At 63.2% G+C, this 15,291-nt stretch carries 17 protein-coding genes; 3 read left to right on the top strand and 14 right to left on the bottom strand.

The genetic code is table 11. The annotated features are described in order from the left end of the window. Nucleotides 1-280: 280 nt before the first annotated feature. The gene (locus ACH196_RS16090; protein ID WP_396647922.1) at nucleotides 281-1,075 is read right to left on the bottom strand and encodes a hypothetical protein; all 795 of its coding nucleotides are present in this window, start codon (nucleotides 1,073-1,075) and stop codon (nucleotides 281-283) included. Between the two features lie 263 nt (nucleotides 1,076-1,338). Here ACH196_RS16090 and ACH196_RS16085 point away from each other — a divergent pair, with 263 nt between their 5' ends. Continuing rightward, nucleotides 1,339-1,998, top strand: coding sequence for a hypothetical protein (locus ACH196_RS16085; RefSeq protein ID WP_396647921.1), 660 nt, complete (start codon nucleotides 1,339-1,341; stop codon nucleotides 1,996-1,998). Here the strand turns inward: ACH196_RS16085 and ACH196_RS16080 are convergent. The 10 genes from ACH196_RS16080 to ACH196_RS16035 all read right to left on the bottom strand — a co-directional run bounded on the left by ACH196_RS16080 (nucleotide 1,995) and on the right by ACH196_RS16035 (nucleotide 9,824). Further along, nucleotides 1,995-2,393: an SUF system Fe-S cluster assembly protein gene (locus ACH196_RS16080; protein WP_396647975.1), complete on the bottom strand. Its 399-nt coding sequence runs from the start codon at nucleotides 2,391-2,393 to the stop codon at nucleotides 1,995-1,997. The genes ACH196_RS16085 and ACH196_RS16080 overlap by 4 nt on opposite strands. A 5-nt stretch (nucleotides 2,394-2,398) precedes the next feature. Further along, nucleotides 2,399-3,640 (bottom strand): cysteine desulfurase, encoded by a 1,242-nt coding sequence (locus ACH196_RS16075; RefSeq protein ID WP_396647920.1) that lies wholly within the window; start codon nucleotides 3,638-3,640, stop codon nucleotides 2,399-2,401. Continuing rightward, a complete protein-coding gene (locus ACH196_RS16070; RefSeq protein WP_396647919.1) occupies nucleotides 3,633-4,022 on the bottom strand; it encodes a VOC family protein in 390 nt (129 codons plus the stop codon). Before ACH196_RS16070 ends, ACH196_RS16075 begins: the two co-directional genes overlap by 8 nt. Further along, nucleotides 4,015-5,283 carry a Fe-S cluster assembly protein SufD gene (gene sufD, locus ACH196_RS16065; RefSeq protein WP_396647918.1) on the bottom strand — a complete coding sequence of 423 codons (1,269 nt, stop codon included), beginning with the start codon at nucleotides 5,281-5,283 and terminating at the stop codon, nucleotides 4,015-4,017. The genes ACH196_RS16070 and sufD overlap by 8 nt, the downstream gene beginning before the upstream one ends. Nucleotides 5,284-5,292: 9 nt before the next feature. Then, nucleotides 5,293-6,048, bottom strand: coding sequence for a Fe-S cluster assembly ATPase SufC (sufC, locus tag ACH196_RS16060; protein WP_396647917.1), 756 nt, complete (start codon nucleotides 6,046-6,048; stop codon nucleotides 5,293-5,295). Continuing rightward, nucleotides 6,041-6,331 carry a hypothetical protein gene (locus ACH196_RS16055; RefSeq protein WP_396647916.1) on the bottom strand — a complete coding sequence of 97 codons (291 nt, stop codon included), beginning with the start codon at nucleotides 6,329-6,331 and terminating at the stop codon, nucleotides 6,041-6,043. Before ACH196_RS16055 ends, sufC begins: the two co-directional genes overlap by 8 nt. An 8-nt stretch (nucleotides 6,332-6,339) precedes the next feature. Further along, nucleotides 6,340-6,711 (bottom strand): ADP-ribosylation/crystallin J1, encoded by a 372-nt coding sequence (locus ACH196_RS16050; protein WP_396647915.1) that lies wholly within the window; start codon nucleotides 6,709-6,711, stop codon nucleotides 6,340-6,342. Beyond that, nucleotides 6,708-6,956 (bottom strand): hypothetical protein, encoded by a 249-nt coding sequence (locus tag ACH196_RS16045; protein WP_396647914.1) that lies wholly within the window; start codon nucleotides 6,954-6,956, stop codon nucleotides 6,708-6,710. Before ACH196_RS16045 ends, ACH196_RS16050 begins: the two co-directional genes overlap by 4 nt. Before the next feature lie 32 nt (nucleotides 6,957-6,988). Further along, on the bottom strand, nucleotides 6,989-8,515 hold the full coding sequence (gene sufB, locus ACH196_RS16040; RefSeq protein WP_396647913.1) for a Fe-S cluster assembly protein SufB: 1,527 nt from the start codon (nucleotides 8,513-8,515) through the stop codon (nucleotides 6,989-6,991). Nucleotides 8,516-8,660: 145 nt separating this feature from the next. Further along, complete coding sequence (locus ACH196_RS16035; protein WP_396647912.1) at nucleotides 8,661-9,824, bottom strand: cysteine desulfurase family protein; 1,164 nt, start codon at nucleotides 9,822-9,824, stop codon at nucleotides 8,661-8,663. A 203-nt stretch (nucleotides 9,825-10,027) separates the two neighbouring features. On the opposite strand from ACH196_RS16035, the gene ACH196_RS16030 reads away from it, so the two are divergent. Continuing rightward, nucleotides 10,028-10,702: an alpha/beta hydrolase gene (locus ACH196_RS16030; protein WP_396647911.1), complete on the top strand. Its 675-nt coding sequence runs from the start codon at nucleotides 10,028-10,030 to the stop codon at nucleotides 10,700-10,702. A gap of 157 nt (nucleotides 10,703-10,859) precedes the next feature. After that, nucleotides 10,860-11,540 carry a class I SAM-dependent methyltransferase gene (locus ACH196_RS16025; RefSeq protein WP_396647910.1) on the top strand — a complete coding sequence of 227 codons (681 nt, stop codon included), beginning with the start codon at nucleotides 10,860-10,862 and terminating at the stop codon, nucleotides 11,538-11,540. Nucleotides 11,541-11,670: 130 nt separating this feature from the next. Here the strand turns inward: ACH196_RS16025 and ACH196_RS16020 are convergent, their stop codons facing one another. The 3 genes from ACH196_RS16020 to ACH196_RS16010 all read right to left on the bottom strand — a co-directional run bounded on the left by ACH196_RS16020 (nucleotide 11,671) and on the right by ACH196_RS16010 (nucleotide 15,276). Then, nucleotides 11,671-12,540 (bottom strand): phosphatase PAP2 family protein, encoded by an 870-nt coding sequence (locus ACH196_RS16020; protein WP_396647909.1) that lies wholly within the window; start codon nucleotides 12,538-12,540, stop codon nucleotides 11,671-11,673. A gap of 88 nt (nucleotides 12,541-12,628) precedes the next feature. Continuing rightward, nucleotides 12,629-14,002, bottom strand: a complete 1,374-nt coding sequence (locus tag ACH196_RS16015; RefSeq protein ID WP_396647908.1) for an esterase-like activity of phytase family protein — start codon at nucleotides 14,000-14,002, stop codon at nucleotides 12,629-12,631. A gap of 143 nt (nucleotides 14,003-14,145) precedes the next feature. After that, complete coding sequence (locus ACH196_RS16010) at nucleotides 14,146-15,276, bottom strand: anhydro-N-acetylmuramic acid kinase (protein WP_396647907.1); 1,131 nt, start codon at nucleotides 15,274-15,276, stop codon at nucleotides 14,146-14,148. Nucleotides 15,277-15,291: the final 15 nt, after the last annotated feature.

The following is a 15,291-nucleotide window of genomic DNA, read 5'->3' as shown; positions in this document are numbered from 1 at the left end:
CGCTAAGAGTCTTCAGCGTGGCTTTCAGAAGCGCCGGCGTCTTGGCGCCGATCGCCCCTTCCGCCGAAATCCACTCCGGGCAGGTCGGCTCGCAGGCGGTATCGTTCGTCCGCACCACCACGAACTGCATCTGTTTGGGCTGCTGCGCCGCGGGTTCAGCCGCGAGCACGCCCGATACGAGAGCAAGGCACAGCCCCGGCATGGCAAGAATGGCGCGCCATGCAGGGAGGCCGCGAAAAAACCTCGCCGTCAGCGGAATTCGCGGGAAACGTGGCAGCTTCTATCCCTCGAGATCCGAAACCGTGACCACGCGGCAATTGGCGGCCGCCGGCACGGTCTTGCAGACGCCGGCCGCCGTCAACAACTCTGCACCGTCGAGGCTGGTGACCAGATTCATCTGCAGCAGGTTGTAGGCGACGATCTGCCGAAGCGTCGTGGCCGGCGTGTTCTTGATCGTCACCAGCAGATTGCCCCCTACCCCCATTTCCTTGAAATAGGCGTCCAGCCGCTTTTCCAGCGCCTTGTTCATCTCATAGGTCTTGTAGCTGCCGGCGTTCTTGCGGCTGACCACCTTCTTTTCGATGATCTTCTTTTTGCCCTTCACGACCTTGTATTTGGTCCGGTAGAGCACCTTCGTTCTGTAAAATGTGGTCGTTATCTGGTGGACGCCGAGATAGGCCCACTGGCCGACCACGCGCCGGACGCCGCCGGCCAGCATGAGCGGGCAGGCGGAGGCGCAATAGGCGCCATTGGCAAAGGCGTTGCCGTAATAGGCCGCCGCCTTGCCGTCATTCAGCTTGCAGTCCTTGAATCCGGGAGAGCAGCCGTCGAAACGCGTCAGGCCGACCGCAACGTCGAGCTTGTTCTGGCGGATCGTCCGGCCAAGCGTGAGTGCGGCGTCGACGTCGCCGCCGGGCGAACTCACGACCACAGGCAGCCTGCGGCCGCCGACCTGCTTCAGGACCTTCTTGAACAGCGCCGGCGTGCCGGCGACGATCGCGCCTTCCGCCGAGATCCATTCCGGACAGGTCGGCTCGCAGCCGGGCGCATTGCTGCGAACGATCGCGAACCGCATGGGCTGGTCTTCAGGGCTCTGCGCAACTGAGCTAGTGGCAAACGCCGAATGCACATGCAAGACGGCGGCCAACGCCAGGATCAGACCCAGCAGCCTGGATGCCCAAACAGCGAAATGACGTCCTTCAGCCAACCCGAAACCCTCAACCTCGCCTATCCTAGTTGAGGCGCAATCCGGCGCAATAGGCGCTTTGGGAAGGGGTAGCGAACAGGCCGCCGCCGTATCTCAACGGCAACGCCATGTTTGCTAAGTTGGACCAGCCCTTGGCATTTGCCGACTGGAGTCATTACAATAATTCAGACACCGGGTGGCCAACCCTCATCCCGAGCTATCCGGCCACCAACGTCAGTTTACTTCTCACGGCATCCTATAGGCGGCAGGCGAAAATGCCGGAAGAAATAGATACAGGCATAAGACGTACGTTTCAGGAAACGTCGACCGAATTCTCTTATTCCGCCATTGGACTATCAATATTGTCGATCGGCATGGGACTTGCCGCATGGTTCGGTAACGACAAGGAGGCTTTCATAAGAATTGCCAGTGGGCTGCTTGCCATCGTACTTGGCGCGGCCGCTGTTTTCTTTGTCGCAAGAATTGTTGGGCGGGAATTCCGCACTTTGGTTGTGGCACCAGAAGGATTTCAAGATACGAATGTCGCCACCGAGTTCGTTCCGTGGGCGGCTGTCACCTCAATGTCAGTAGCTCCCGTCTACTTCCAGGGTAGACAGCATTTTCACGCGATTGACGTGAGAATCAAAGACTCGGCGTGGAACTCACTTACCCTCACGCGCTCAGCAGAAAGCAACAAGCGTCAGAGCGGCAATATGTGGGTTCTGCGGGTCGGCAAGGAGCGCGACTTTCAGTCTTTCCTTGCAATGATGCGCGCCTACGCCGAAGCCCATGGCGGCCTGTTAGCCCACTAATACCACCCGACCGCCACCTGCGCCTCTTCCGACATGCGGTCCGGCGTCCACGGTGGATCGAACACCATATTGACGTCGACACCGGAGACGCCCTCGACGGCACCGACGGCGTCCTGCACCCATCCGGGCATCTCGCCCGCCACCGGGCAACCAGGCGCGGTCAGGGTCATGTCGATCTTCACCGAGCGGTCGTCCTCGATGTCGATCTTGTACACCAGGCCGAGCTCATAGATGTCGGCCGGGATTTCCGGGTCGTAGACTGTCTTCAGCGCCGAGACGATGTCGTCGGTGATGCGCGCCAGCTCGTCGGCGGGAATGGCCGAGGTCGCGGCACTCGCTGGTACGTTGGGGCCGGCCGGCAAGTCGGCGGTTGTCGTGGCAGCAGCATCTTCCATGGTCGTCACCCGAAGAATTTCCGCGCTTTTTCGAGCGCTTCGGCCAGAATGTCCACCTCCTGGCGCGTATTGTACATGCCGAACGATGCCCTGCATGTGGAGGTGACGCCGAACCGTTTCAACAGCGGCTGGGCGCAATGGGTTCCGGCGCGCACCGCCACCCCCTGCCGGTCGATCACCATCGACACGTCGTGGGCGTGGATGCCCTGCAGTTCGAAGGAGACGATGGCGCCTTTTTCAGGCGCGTCGCCAAAAATGCGCAGCGAGTTGATCGAGCGCAACCGCTCGTGCGCGTAGGCCTTCAGGTCGGCCTCGTGGGCGGCGATGCGGTCGCGTCCGACCGAGTCCATATAGTCGAGCGCGGCGCCCAGCCCGATCGCCTGGACGATCGGCGGCGTGCCCGCCTCGAAACGATGCGGCGGGTCGTTGTAGGTCACCTCATCCTCGGTGACATCGAAAATCATCTCGCCGCCGCCCTGGAACGGCCGCATCGATTCCAGCATCGCCTTCTTGCCGTAGAGCACGCCGATTCCGCTTGGACCGTAGACCTTGTGCCCGGTGAAGACATAGAAATCGCAGTCGAGGTCGCGCACGTCGACCGTCATGTGCACGGCCGCCTGGCTGCCGTCGACCAGCACGGGGATGCCCCGCGCATGGGCTATCCTCACGATCTCCTTGATCGGCGTGATCGTGCCCAGCGCGTTGGACATGTGCGTGATAGCGACCAGTTTCGTGCGCTCGGTCAGCGACTTCTCGAAATCCTCCAGATGCAACTCGCCGAGATCGTCGACCGGCACCCACACCAGCTTCGCGCCCTGCCGCTCGCGGATGAAATGCCACGGCACGATATTGGAGTGATGCTCCATGATCGACACAACGATCTCGTCGCCGGCGCCGATATTCGGCATGCCAAAACCGTAGGCTACGGTGTTGATCGCCGCCGTGGTGTTGGAGGTAAAGACGATCTCGTCCACGCTGCCGGCGTTGAGGAACCGGCGCACCGTTTCGCGTGCCTTTTCATAGGCGTCGGTCGCGGCATTCGACAAAAAATGCAGGCCGCGATGCACGTTCGCATATTCGTTGGCGTAGGCATGCTGGATGGTGTCCAGCACCACCTGAGGCTTCTGCGCCGATGCGCCGTTGTCGAGATAAACCAGCGGCTTGCCATAGACTTCGCGCGACAGGATCGGGAAGTCGCGGCGGATCGCGTCGACGTCGTAGGCGAGGCGGCTGACCCTGTCATCCATGGTAGCTTATGAACTCCATCAGCGACCCGTCGGGATCGCGGAAATAGACGCTGGCGCCGTCGCCCTGCGCGCCGAAGCGGCGGATTGGCCCGAGTTCGATCTCGACGCCCTGCCCTTTCAGGTGGGCCACCGCGCCGTCGATCGGCCCGTCCCAGCGGAAGCAGAGGTCGCTGTTTCCCGGTTGCACCGGCAGCCGCGCCACCGGATCGGCGGTGACACCCTTGCCATGACAGTTCAGTTGCCGGTCGCCGAGCCTGAACATGTAGCCGGCCTGGCGCGGGATCGCCTCGCAGCCGATGACGTCGACATAGAACTTTCGCGCCCGCTCCCAGTCGGAGACGTGGATGACACAATGGTCGAGCGATGTCGGCAGCCTAGCCATTCGCCTCGAACCATGTATCGAGCCGCGCCTCCAGCGCATCGACGATCGTCTCGTCGTCCAGGCTCTCGATGACCGAGGCGACGAACGCCTTCACCAGAAGTCCGCTCGCGGCCTTCTCGTCGATGCCGCGCGCCATCAGGTAGAACAGGTGATTGTGGTCGATCTCGGTGACCGTCGCACCATGGCCGCACTGTACGTCGTCGGCGAAAATCTCCAGCTCCGGCTTGGTCGAGAATGCCGCATCATCCGACAGCAGCAGCGTGTTGCAGGCCATTTTTGCATCGGTCTTCTGCGCCTGTTGGTGCACGTTGATGCGCCCCTGGAAGACGCCGCGCGCCTTGCCGGTCACGACGTTGCGGATCAATTCGCGCGACGTGGTGCCGCGCGCGACATGATCCAGCACCATGGTGACGTCGGTGTGCGAATCGCCCGCAAGCAGGTTGACGCCGCGCAACTGGAAGTCGGAACCCTCGCCCGCCGCCTTGACGCGCACTTCCTGGCGGACGAGCTTGCCGCCGGTGTTCATGATGAACAGGGTGAGCTTGCTGTTCCGCCCGAGTTCGGCGTTGAACTGCGCGAAATGCGTGGCCGTCACCGGCTGGTCCTGGACGATCAGCCAGAGGATCTCGGCGCCATCGCCGACAAGCAGATTGGAGACAGAAGTCGACAGGGCCGCGCCGCTTCCCGCCTGGCGCTCGACGATCGTCGCCTTGGCCCCAGCGCCGACACGCACCGGCATGCGCACATGGGTCTGGCCGCCGGCCTGCACATTCTGCAGTTCGATCGGCGCCGCGACCGCCGCACCGGGGGCGATGTCGACGAACCAGCCGTCGCTGACGAAGGCGGTGTTGAGCGAACCGATCGCATCGTCCTTGTCGCGCGCGCCGAGCGCGCGGGCAAAACTGCCGTCGGTGAGCTTTTCAGACAGGTTCTGGAATGTCACGCCTTCGACCGTCGGCGCCTTGCCGGACGCCATGCCGTTGAGGATCGTCAGGACGGCCGATCCCTGAAGGACCGGCGCAAGCGGTTTCGGATTGGCCGTCGGGTCGTAATCCGGAACAACAGAGAGCAGGCGCCTGAGGTCGGTATAATGCCAGTCCTCCACCCGGCGGGTCGGCAGACCGTCCTTGATGGATTCGATCGCCTCATCGCGCTTGACAATAACCGCGCCGTCGCCGGGCAATTCCGACACGCGCTCGCCAAACGCCTCGATCAGGGCCGTCTCGGCCTGCGTGCGCGGAGGTGCTGCATGCATGTTCATGACCGCCACCTATGCCGCCTCTTCGATGATCCCGGCATAGCCATTGGCTTCCAGTTCATGCGCCAGTTCTTTGTCGCCCGACTTGATGACCTGCCCGCGATAAAGCACGTGGACGGTATCCGGCACGATGTGCTCCAGCAGGCGCTGATAGTGCGTGATGACCAGGAAGGCGCGGTCGGGCGCGCGCATCGAATTGACACCGTCGGCCACGATGCGCAGCGCGTCGATGTCGAGGCCGGAATCGGTCTCGTCAAGCACGCAGAATTGCGGCTGGAGCAGCTTCATCTGCAGGATTTCCGCGCGCTTCTTCTCGCCGCCGGAAAAGCCGACATTGAGCGGCCGCTTCAGCATGGCGATGTCCATCTCCAGCGAGCCGGCGGCTTCCTTCACGCGCTTCAAAAATTCCGGCACCTTGAGCGGTTCCTCGCCGCGCGCCTTGCGCTGGGCGTTGAGCGCCACCTTCAGGAATTCCATGGTGGCGACACCGGGGATTTCCATCGGATACTGGAAGGCGAGGAAAATGCCGGAAGCGGCGCGCTCGGCCGGATCCATCTCCAAGATCGACTGGCCGTTGTAGAGCACATCACCCTCGGTGACCTCATAGTCGTCGCGGCCGGCCAGCACATAGGACAGCGTCGATTTACCCGACCCGTTCGGCCCCATGATGGCGGCAACTTCGCCGGCTTTCACCGTCAGGTTCAGGCCGCGGATGATCTCCGTGCCGGTCGAGGCGATGCGGGCGTGCAGGTTCTTGATCTCAAGCATTCTTCTTGTCTTTCAGATAGTCGCTGTAACGTATTGAATAGTCGGTGTGTCTGCGCGCGGTGCCGATAAAGTACCAGGCCGAGGCCGCCATGCCGGCGAGGAAAGCCAGCACCCACAGCCAGGTCGGCCCCGCCGCCGCCAGAAGCAAGGCGACAACGGCTGAAATCACCACGCCGCCGACGAAAACCCACACCACGCGCCAGCCTTCCGGCCTGACGGGATAGGACCCCGATCCGCCGTTGGAGCGGACGAACCAGATGTGGGATGGCAGTTCGGCGGCCATGGTTATTGTTACTCCGCCGTAGCGCGGTCATCCGCCGCGAAACGTTGCGCGACCACGATCTGGCCGATGATATGCCGGTTGAACGCATCCAGTTCCTCGGCCGGAACCCAAAGCTCCTCGTGCTCGCGCCCGCCCACGATTTTCCGCTCGAATTGCGCCGCATAGGCGGCGTCGACGTCGAAGCGCGTGACAAACCCTTCCGTCGAACCGAAGCGTGTGTTCCAGTCGCGCGCGATCTGCGCGGCATAGGCCTCGTTGGTCACCGGATAGAAGATCGGCTGCTCCGGCAGGCGCGGCGGAAACGCCGTCCAGCCGCTGTCCTCGATCAGCTTCAGCTCGTTAGCGCCGACAGGGCGAAAAAGAGTGACGGTTGTGGTCATTTTTCGCGTTCCTGCCGACCATTGGCTGAACCGCTCCGCATTAGCACGCCAGCCAGGTTGCCCCATGGCGAAAACAGCACCACGAAGAAAGCCAACGCGCCAAACCCTGAAACCGCGCCACCCATCCGCAGCAAATCCGCAAAGCCTCCCATCGCCCCGATCAAGGCCACGACAGCGCCGGCAATCGCCAGGAACAGGGCGATGACGTAGGGTGCAGCAAACACGATCGGCAAGATCATCCGCATCGACTACCTGCAAGTCAGAAGAGCAATCGCCATCACCCCACGCTCCCCTCAAGGCTGATCCCGATCAGCTTCTGCGCCTCCACCGCAAATTCCATCGGCAGCTGCTGGATGACGTCCTTGACAAAACCATTGACGATCAGCGCGATCGCCTCCTCCTCCGGGATGCCGCGCTGCATCACGTAGAACTTCTGGTCGTCGGAAATCTTCGACGTCGTCGCCTCGTGCTCGAACTGGGCGCTGGCGTTCTTCGCCTCAATGTACGGCACGGTGTGCGCGCCGCAATTATTGCCGATCAGCAGTGAGTCGCAGTTGGTGAAGTTGCGCGCGTCGGTCGCCTTGCGGTGCGCCGAGACCTGGCCGCGATAGGTGTTCTGCGAAAAGCCGGCGGCGATGCCCTTGGAGATGATGCGGCTCGTCGTGTTCTTGCCGAGATGTATCATCTTGGTGCCGCTGTCGACCTGCTGATAGCCGTTCGAAACGGCGATCGAATAGAACTCGCCGTGGGAATCGTCGCCGCGCAGGATGCAGCTCGGATATTTCCAGGTGATCGCCGAGCCGGTCTCCACCTGCGTCCACGAGATCTTCGAGCGGTCGCCGCGGCAGTCGCCGCGCTTGGTCACGAAATTGTAGATGCCGCCCTTGCCCTCGGCGTCTCCCGGATACCAGTTCTGCACCGTCGAATATTTGATCTCGGCGTCGTCCAGCGCGACCAGTTCGACCACGGCCGCATGAAGCTGGTTCTCGTCGCGCTGCGGCGCGGTGCAGCCTTCGAGATAGGAGACATAAGCCCCCTCCTCGGCGATGATCAGCGTGCGCTCGAACTGGCCGGTGTTCTTCTCGTTGATGCGGAAATAGGTCGAAAGCTCCATCGGGCAGCGCACGCCCTTGGGCACGAACACGAACGAGCCGTCGGTAAAGACCGCCGAATTCAGCGTCGCATAATAATTGTCCGAGGTCGGCACGACCGAGCCCAGATATTTCTGCACCAGTTCCGGGTGTTCGCGGATAGCCTCCGACATCGAGCAGAAGATGACGCCTGCCTTGGCAAGCTCTTCCTTGAAGGTGGTGACGACGGAAACCGAATCAAACACCGCATCGACCGCAACGCGACCAGACTTGTAGACATTGTCGTTGGCGGCGCTGTCGTCATCCTCATCGCCAGCCGGGGCCTTCTGGACGCCGGCCAGAATCTCCTGCTCCTTCAGCGGGATGCCGAGCTTTTCGTAGACCTTCAGCAGTTCCGGATCGACCTCGTCCAGCGACTTCGGGCCGGACTGGCTCTTCGGCGCGGCGTAGTAATAAATGTCCTGGAAATCGATCTTGGGATAGTGCACGCGCGCCCAGGTCGGCTCGTCCAGCGTCAGCCAGCGGCGATAGGCGCCGAGACGCCATTCGAGCATCCAGTCCGGCTCCCCCTTCTTGGCCGAGATGAAACGGATGATGTCCTCGGACAGGCCCTTGGGAGCCTTGTCCATCTCGATGATCGATTCAAAACCGTATTTGTATTGATCGACGTCGATCTTGCGGACCTGCTCGATCGTTTCCTGCACAGCAGGCATCGCGTTCTCCATCCATGCCGGGTTAAAGGCCCGACCGTTTTCAAACTATGGCACCGCCAGGCGGCGTAGCCTCTATATAGTGCGCCTTGCGCCACATTCACGAGCCAAACACGGCGGCGGGCCGGAAGGCCAGCGCGCGGCGCGATCAGGCAGCGCGGGTTTCTCCGTCGCGGCGCGCGGCCAGTTTCGCAAGCACGGCTGCAAAGCGCTCGATCTCAGCCTCGTTCGTCGCCTCGCCGATCGACACGCGCAAGCCGCCCTCCGGCTGCGAAACGCCCATCGCCTTCAGCACATGGCTCGGCCCGACTTTTCCGGACGAACAGGCCGAGCCGGCCGACACCGCGATACCCGCAAGGTCGAAGGCAATCTGCGCCGTCTCCGCCTTGATGCCCGACACGGCGAAGAACACCGTATTGGCCAGCCGTTCCACCGCCACCCCGAAGATTTGCGCGTCGGGGACGACATTCAGGATTGCGGCCTCGATCCTGTCGCGCTTCGCCCGAACCGATTCGATGCCCGCCAGCGCGGACGCTGCATGGCGCGCCGCCGCACCGAAACCGGCAATACCCGAAAGGTTCTCCGTCCCGGCGCGAAATCCCTTCTCCTGTCCACCGCCGGCGACCAGCGGCACCGGCATCATCAAATCGGACTTGCCGACAAATGCACCGGCGCCCTTTGGGCCACCGATCTTGTGCGCGGAAAGAACCAGGAAATCGCCGCAAGACCCTGTAATATCGAGCGGAATGCGTCCTGCCGCCTGCACCGCATCGACAACCAGAACGCCGCCGGCAGCCTTTACCACCTCAGCAATGCGGTCGATCGGCTGAATCACGCCGGTCTCGTTGTTCGCCGCATGCACCGCCACGAGAGGCAGCCCATCGCTTTTGTCGTGAGCGGCCAACGCCGTTTCCAGTGCCGCAAGGTCCAGGATGCCGCTGCCATCGACGCCGATGCGGCTGACCTGCTCGGCGGGAAAGCGTCCGCCGGAGAGGACACACGGATGATCGGCCGCCGACACATAGAGTCGCGACATGCGCAGCGGGCTGCGGCCCATGCGCCAGTTCGGCGTCAGCAGGGTCGTCGCCGCCTCGGTCGCGCCCGACGTGAAGACCACATGCTCCGGCCTGCCGCCGACCAGCGCCGCGACGTCGGCGCGGGCTTCCTCGACCAGCCGCCGCGCCGCTCTGCCCTCGCCATGCACCGACGACGCGTTGCCGGTCGTGTCCAGCGCGGCAAGCATCGCCGCCCGCGCCGCTGGCAGCAGCGGCGCGCTGGCGTTGTAGTCGAGATAGACTCGCGGCTCGGCCATCATCCTGCTTCCGGAAAGATCGATGCGCGTCGCAATTTCCTTGAACTTGCGCCGCAAGACATCCTATCTACCCGAGAAAATTGCTCGTTCGTCAGTTTTGAACAGTTCTAAACTAGCTTGTAGGTAGACGCGTTCGGCGCGTCAAGGCCGAAGCCGGGATTGTGACCGACTGGCGGCCATAAAGTTGAAATGTGGAGTCTAGAATGCCCGAGGTCATTTTCGCCGGTCCGGCTGGCCGCCTGGAAGGTCGTTATCAGCCGTCCCCCGAAAAAAGTGCGCCGATCGCCATCGTCCTGCACCCGCACCCGCAATTCGGCGGGACGATGAACAACAAGATCGTCTACGACCTGTTCTACATGTTCCAGAAGCGCAATTTCACCACACTGCGCTTCAATTTTCGCGGCATCGGCCGCAGCCAGGGCGAATTCGACCATGGCATGGGCGAATTGTCGGACGCCGCCGCAGCGCTCGACTGGATCCAGTCGCTGCACCCCGATTCGAAAAGCTGCTGGGTCGCCGGCTATTCCTTCGGCGCCTGGATCGGCATGCAGCTTCTGATGCGCCGCCCGGAGATCGAAGGCTTCATCTCGGTCGCCCCGCAGCCTAACACCTACGACTTCTCGTTCTTGGCCCCCTGCCCGTCGTCAGGCCTGATCATTCACGGCGATTCCGACAAGGTGGCGCCGCCCAAGGACGTCCAGGGCCTCGTCGACAAGCTGCATGCGCAGAAGGGCATCACCATCACCCAGAAGACGCTTACGGGCGCCAACCATTTCTTCTCCAACGATCCGCAACTGCTTCTGGACGAATGCGCCGACTATCTCGACAAGCGGCTTGCCGGGCACCTGGCCGATCCGCGGCCGAAGCGGCTGCGGTAGTCCCACCATCGGCGATGCTCCAGCCTCCGGGTATCGCGCTTGAGCGGGCGCCGAACGGCTGCGTAGCCGGCCAGCAAGGCCTGATGGCCGTTCCGCCGGATTTTGGTGCGGTCGGGTGCATTGTCGCCGCCAGGGACCTGCTCGAAGGCGACGCTGCGTGATACGCGAGGGCTCGCCATCGTCCCGGCAGATGGTGGTGACCCGCCTCGATCTTGGGCGGAAATACGAAGAAATCGGCGCACACCGTCTTCGGACGTTCGTCGACATCCTCGACACGCTCAAGCCAGAGACCAAAACCCTCGTCGATCTCGGCGCCGGTCACTGCAAGTTCAGCGCGCTCGCCGCAAAACGCGGCTATGATGTGACGGCGGTCGATGGCCGCACCGTCCGCTTGCCCGCCGATATGGGATCGGTCCGCTTCGTCGAAAGCGACGTGCGCAGCTACGATCCGGCCGGGTTCGGCGTGATCGCCAATCTCGGTTTGTTCTATCATCTTGAGCTTGAGGCTCAGAAGGATCTGCTAGGCCGTTGCACCTACGGCGCGCCTGTCATTCTGGAGACGCAGGTCCACGTGCCCGAAATCCTCGAGCCGCATGAAAGCCGCCCCTGGCACGCGATCGTGCAGCAGGACGGCTATGAAGGCGTTCTGTTCCCCGAGACCGACAACCCAATGGCCTCGATCGGCAACCCGACCTCGTTCTGGCACACCGAAGACTCGATGCTACGGCTATTCGCAGATTGCGGGTTCAGGGAAGTTCAGCTCGTCGAGCCGCTGTTCCGCTCCGGCTACGGCGCCAGGCGCTTCTACGTGCTGTTCCCGAACAAGCGGCAGGCCTAGGTCGGGACAGAGCGGGCACTTCCCGCCACGCTTTCTTTCGCACACGCGGCTGGCGCGGCCGGGCAGTTAGCGGACCCACGGCCGAAGCGTCTGCGCTGAGCGCTTGCCGCGGCGCGTTCCCTGCTAAAGCCTACCAGAACACCCGCGCCGATCGCTTCACCACGGGCAGCCGGCCGTCGACGGCGCGGAAGAGATAACCCAGCCGCGCAAAAACCATCGCCGTCAGCGCGGCAAACACGAAGCCGAAGCCAAAGCCGGCGATGACGTCGCTCGGATGGTGCGAGCTGACGATGACGCGCGTGTTGGCACACAAAAAGAGCAGCGGCAGCGTGATAAATCGCCAACGCGGAAAATAAAGCCACAGCAGCGCCGCGACCGAACCGAGGATGGTTGCGTGTCCCGATGGGAAACTGGCGAAAGCCGGGTCGATGGCGAAGGCGCGGAAACCGAACACACCCTGCTCATCGAAAAGATTCGGCCGCGCGCGGCCGATGATGCGCTTCAGGATTGCGGCAGCCAGGCCGGAGAGCCCGGTCGCGATCAGGACCAGCACGGCAAGGCCGGCGCGATTGTAGAGGACCAGCAATTGCCGGCGGGTGCGGCCGCTCCAATCCGTGAGATTGGTGGCGATAGCCAGCAGCGCGGCGGGTAGAATGTACCAGACACCCAGGCCCACATCGGTCAGCACACCGGCAGAATGACGCAGCCCGGGCGGCCATTGGCCGCGATAGGCGGCCACCGGCACGTCGACGAACAGCATGGCGTAAAGAATGGCCGCCCCTACGAACATCGCCGGCAACTGCCAGGGCAGCGGCGTGTACAGCGCCGCGCGGTTGGCATGGCGTCGCGTGAGCTGCTCGATGGTGAGCGCCGTGTTTCGGCGCGACAGCGCGGCTAACCCCGCGAGATAAGTCTGGACCGTCTTCGCCCCGCCGCCCAACGTCGCGGGCCGAGGCGTGGCGCCGTTTGCGCCAGCTTGCAGATCGACGACCAAAGTCATGTGAAGCTGGCCATGACAGGAATTGCGACGACGATTTGACGTTCCGCGAGGGCGGCCCGGCCAAAGCCGGGCCGCTTCTATTCGAGGCTTACTTGGCCTTCAGGAAATCGCCGACTTCGAGCACGACGAACTCGTTGTCGTCGGCCTTGTCCAGCGCGCGGCCAGCCGAGAACGGCAGATTGTTGTCGTCGCCGACGATGATGTGGGTGTCATCGACGAGGTCGACATTCTCGATCGTGTTGAACGGCATGTCGTAGAAACCTTCGCCGCCGCCCTGACGCTTCCTGTTGTCCGGATCCGAGATCTTCAGCAGGTCGATGTAGCCGATCTTGCGCGCGGCGCCGCCGACATTGGCGTCGGTCATCTCGATCTTGTAGATGCGCTTGAATTTGGCGGACATGGCGAAGCAGTCGGCCGCCGGCTTCTTCGGGTCCGCGCAGGCCTTGTCGACCGTTCCGGCGCCCTGGTCGCGCTCGATGACAAGGGCCGTCGTTGCGTCGATCATGTTGAAGTCGCCGATGGCGTCGCCGCCTTCGGCCGACAGCGGATACAGCCAGCTACGGCCGGTCCAGGCCTTGGAAGCGACGTCGAACTCGATGACGCGCAGCGAACGCTCGCCGTCCTTCTGCTCGGCCGAATGCTCCATCTTGCCGTCCTCCTTGAACAGCGCGCCTTCGAGCATAGCGTAGAGTTTTGTGCCGTCCTTGGACTGCGCCAGCCCCTCGTAGCCGCCCGAGCGCTTGACGTTGAAGGACGGCATCGGCAGCGACGGGTTGGCCTGCAGCGTCAGCGTCGGATGATCGGGCGACTTTACCGGCTTGCCGTCGACGACGGTGTCGATCACGTCGGTCAATTTGCCCTCCAGGTCGAACTTCAGGAGAAACGGCCCGAACTCGTCGCCGACCCAAAAACCGTCGGCGACCGGCTGGATCGATTCGACGTCGAAATCCGAGCCGGTCAGGAAGCGGTTGTCGCTGCCTTCCAGCACGATCGGGAACGGCGCCTTCCTGTCCGGATCGGTCAGGAAGATCGTCTGCATGCGCTCGACGGTGCCCGCGTCCCAGTCGAACTTGACGTGGTGGATCATCAGGGCGGCATCGGTCGAGTTCAGCTTGTTGCCGAAACCGTTGTCGGAGAGCGTCCAGAAGGTTCCGTCACCGGCATTCTTGATGCCGGAAAAACCCTGGACCGGCTGGCCGTCGAAAGGCAGCGACAGGCCGGTGAGGCGCACGCCGTCCTTGCCGGGAACGCTGCCCAGCGCGGTCGCGCGCTTGCGGTCGGGGGTGGTGAATTTTCCGGAGGTCTGCAGATATTCCGGCGCATTTTCCGGCGCCTTGATGATCGTGTTGGCCGGCAGGATGGCGTGGCCGACGAGCGTCGACGGGAACACGGTTTCGTCGGCGAATGCCGCTGTGGTGGTCAGGGCCAGCGCGGCAACAGCCGCGAGAACAGAGTGTCGCATGATTTGCAATCCGTCTTCGAGAGGAATAACGGATCATGCGCTATGGCGGGCTGATGTCGGGCGGTTGAAGGTTCGATGAAACTTCCATGAAGTGCACAGCTTTGCCGGAGCGGCGGCTTTCGGCCGACACCCGACGACCACGCTCAGCCTTGTTTCCCGGAGATAACGCCCCCGCTCACCGCCTCCCGGCATCCCGTCGTCGTCGGGAAGGTCAGTGGTAGCCCCTTCAGCGAGCGCACCGCCAGATAGGCCCAGGCCTCCGCCTCCGTGGCATCGCCGTCGAGCCCGACATCCTCCGCCTGCGCGACCTCGGCGCCGGCTCGCTCGGCGCCATCACGCAGGTCGCCGACGATATGCGGGTTTTTTCGCCCGCCGCCGCAGACGATCCAGAGCTTCGGTTTTTCCGGCATCTGCTCCGCGCTTTTCAGGATCGCCTCCGCAGACACGGCGGCCAGCGTGCGCGCGCCGTCGGCGAGTTCCAGCCCGCTCGCCTTCTCCAGCGTAAAATCGTTGCGGTCGAGCGATTTCGGGCCGTGCTTTTCGAAGAACGGATTGTCGAGATAGTCATCGACCACCCGGCCGATCACCCCGCCCTCGCTGGCGATCGTCCCGCCGGCGTCGTAGGGCACGCCGCCCTCGCGCGACACCCACTGGTCGATCAGCGTGTTTCCGGGGCCGGTGTCGAAGGCAACGGGATCGCCGTGTTCCGGCACAAAGGTGATGTTCGAGATGCCGCCGATGTTGACGAAGACGATCGGATATTTTTTTGCAAAATCCCCCGTCAGCGACCGCGCCAGCGCAGCGTGATAGGCCGGCACCAGCGGCGCCCCCTGCCCGCCGAACAGCATGTCGTTGGAGCGCATATCGTAGACGACGCGAATGCCGGTGCAGGCCGACAGGAACGGCCCGTCGCCGAGTTGCACGGTCACGCCGAGATGCGGACGGTGCAGCACGGTCTGGCCGTGGAAACCGATCAGTTCCGGCTTTGCCCAGTTCTTCGCGCCGTTGCGCAGAAAAAGATCGACGGCGTCGGCGTGGCGTCCAGTGATGTCGCGCTCTAATGCGGCCAGATCGCCCGGCCGCTCGTCGCGCCGGACAATGGCCTTGGCGTCCTCTAGCCCCGCCTCGATGCGCCGGCGGAACGCCGCGTCGTAGGGCACGAAAAGAGACGGCCCGCGCTCGACAAGATTCTCGCCGTCGGTGCGCAGCATGGCGAGGTCGATGCCGTCCATCGATGTGCCGCTCATCAGGCCGATCGCTGTGATAAGGCTCATTTCGACGCCGTCCTT

This window comes from Mesorhizobium sp. IMUNJ 23232, from assembly GCF_044326205.1.
Classification (GTDB): Bacteria; Pseudomonadota; Alphaproteobacteria; order Rhizobiales; family Rhizobiaceae; genus Kumtagia.
This window is presented reverse-complemented; position numbering and strand designations above follow the sequence as displayed.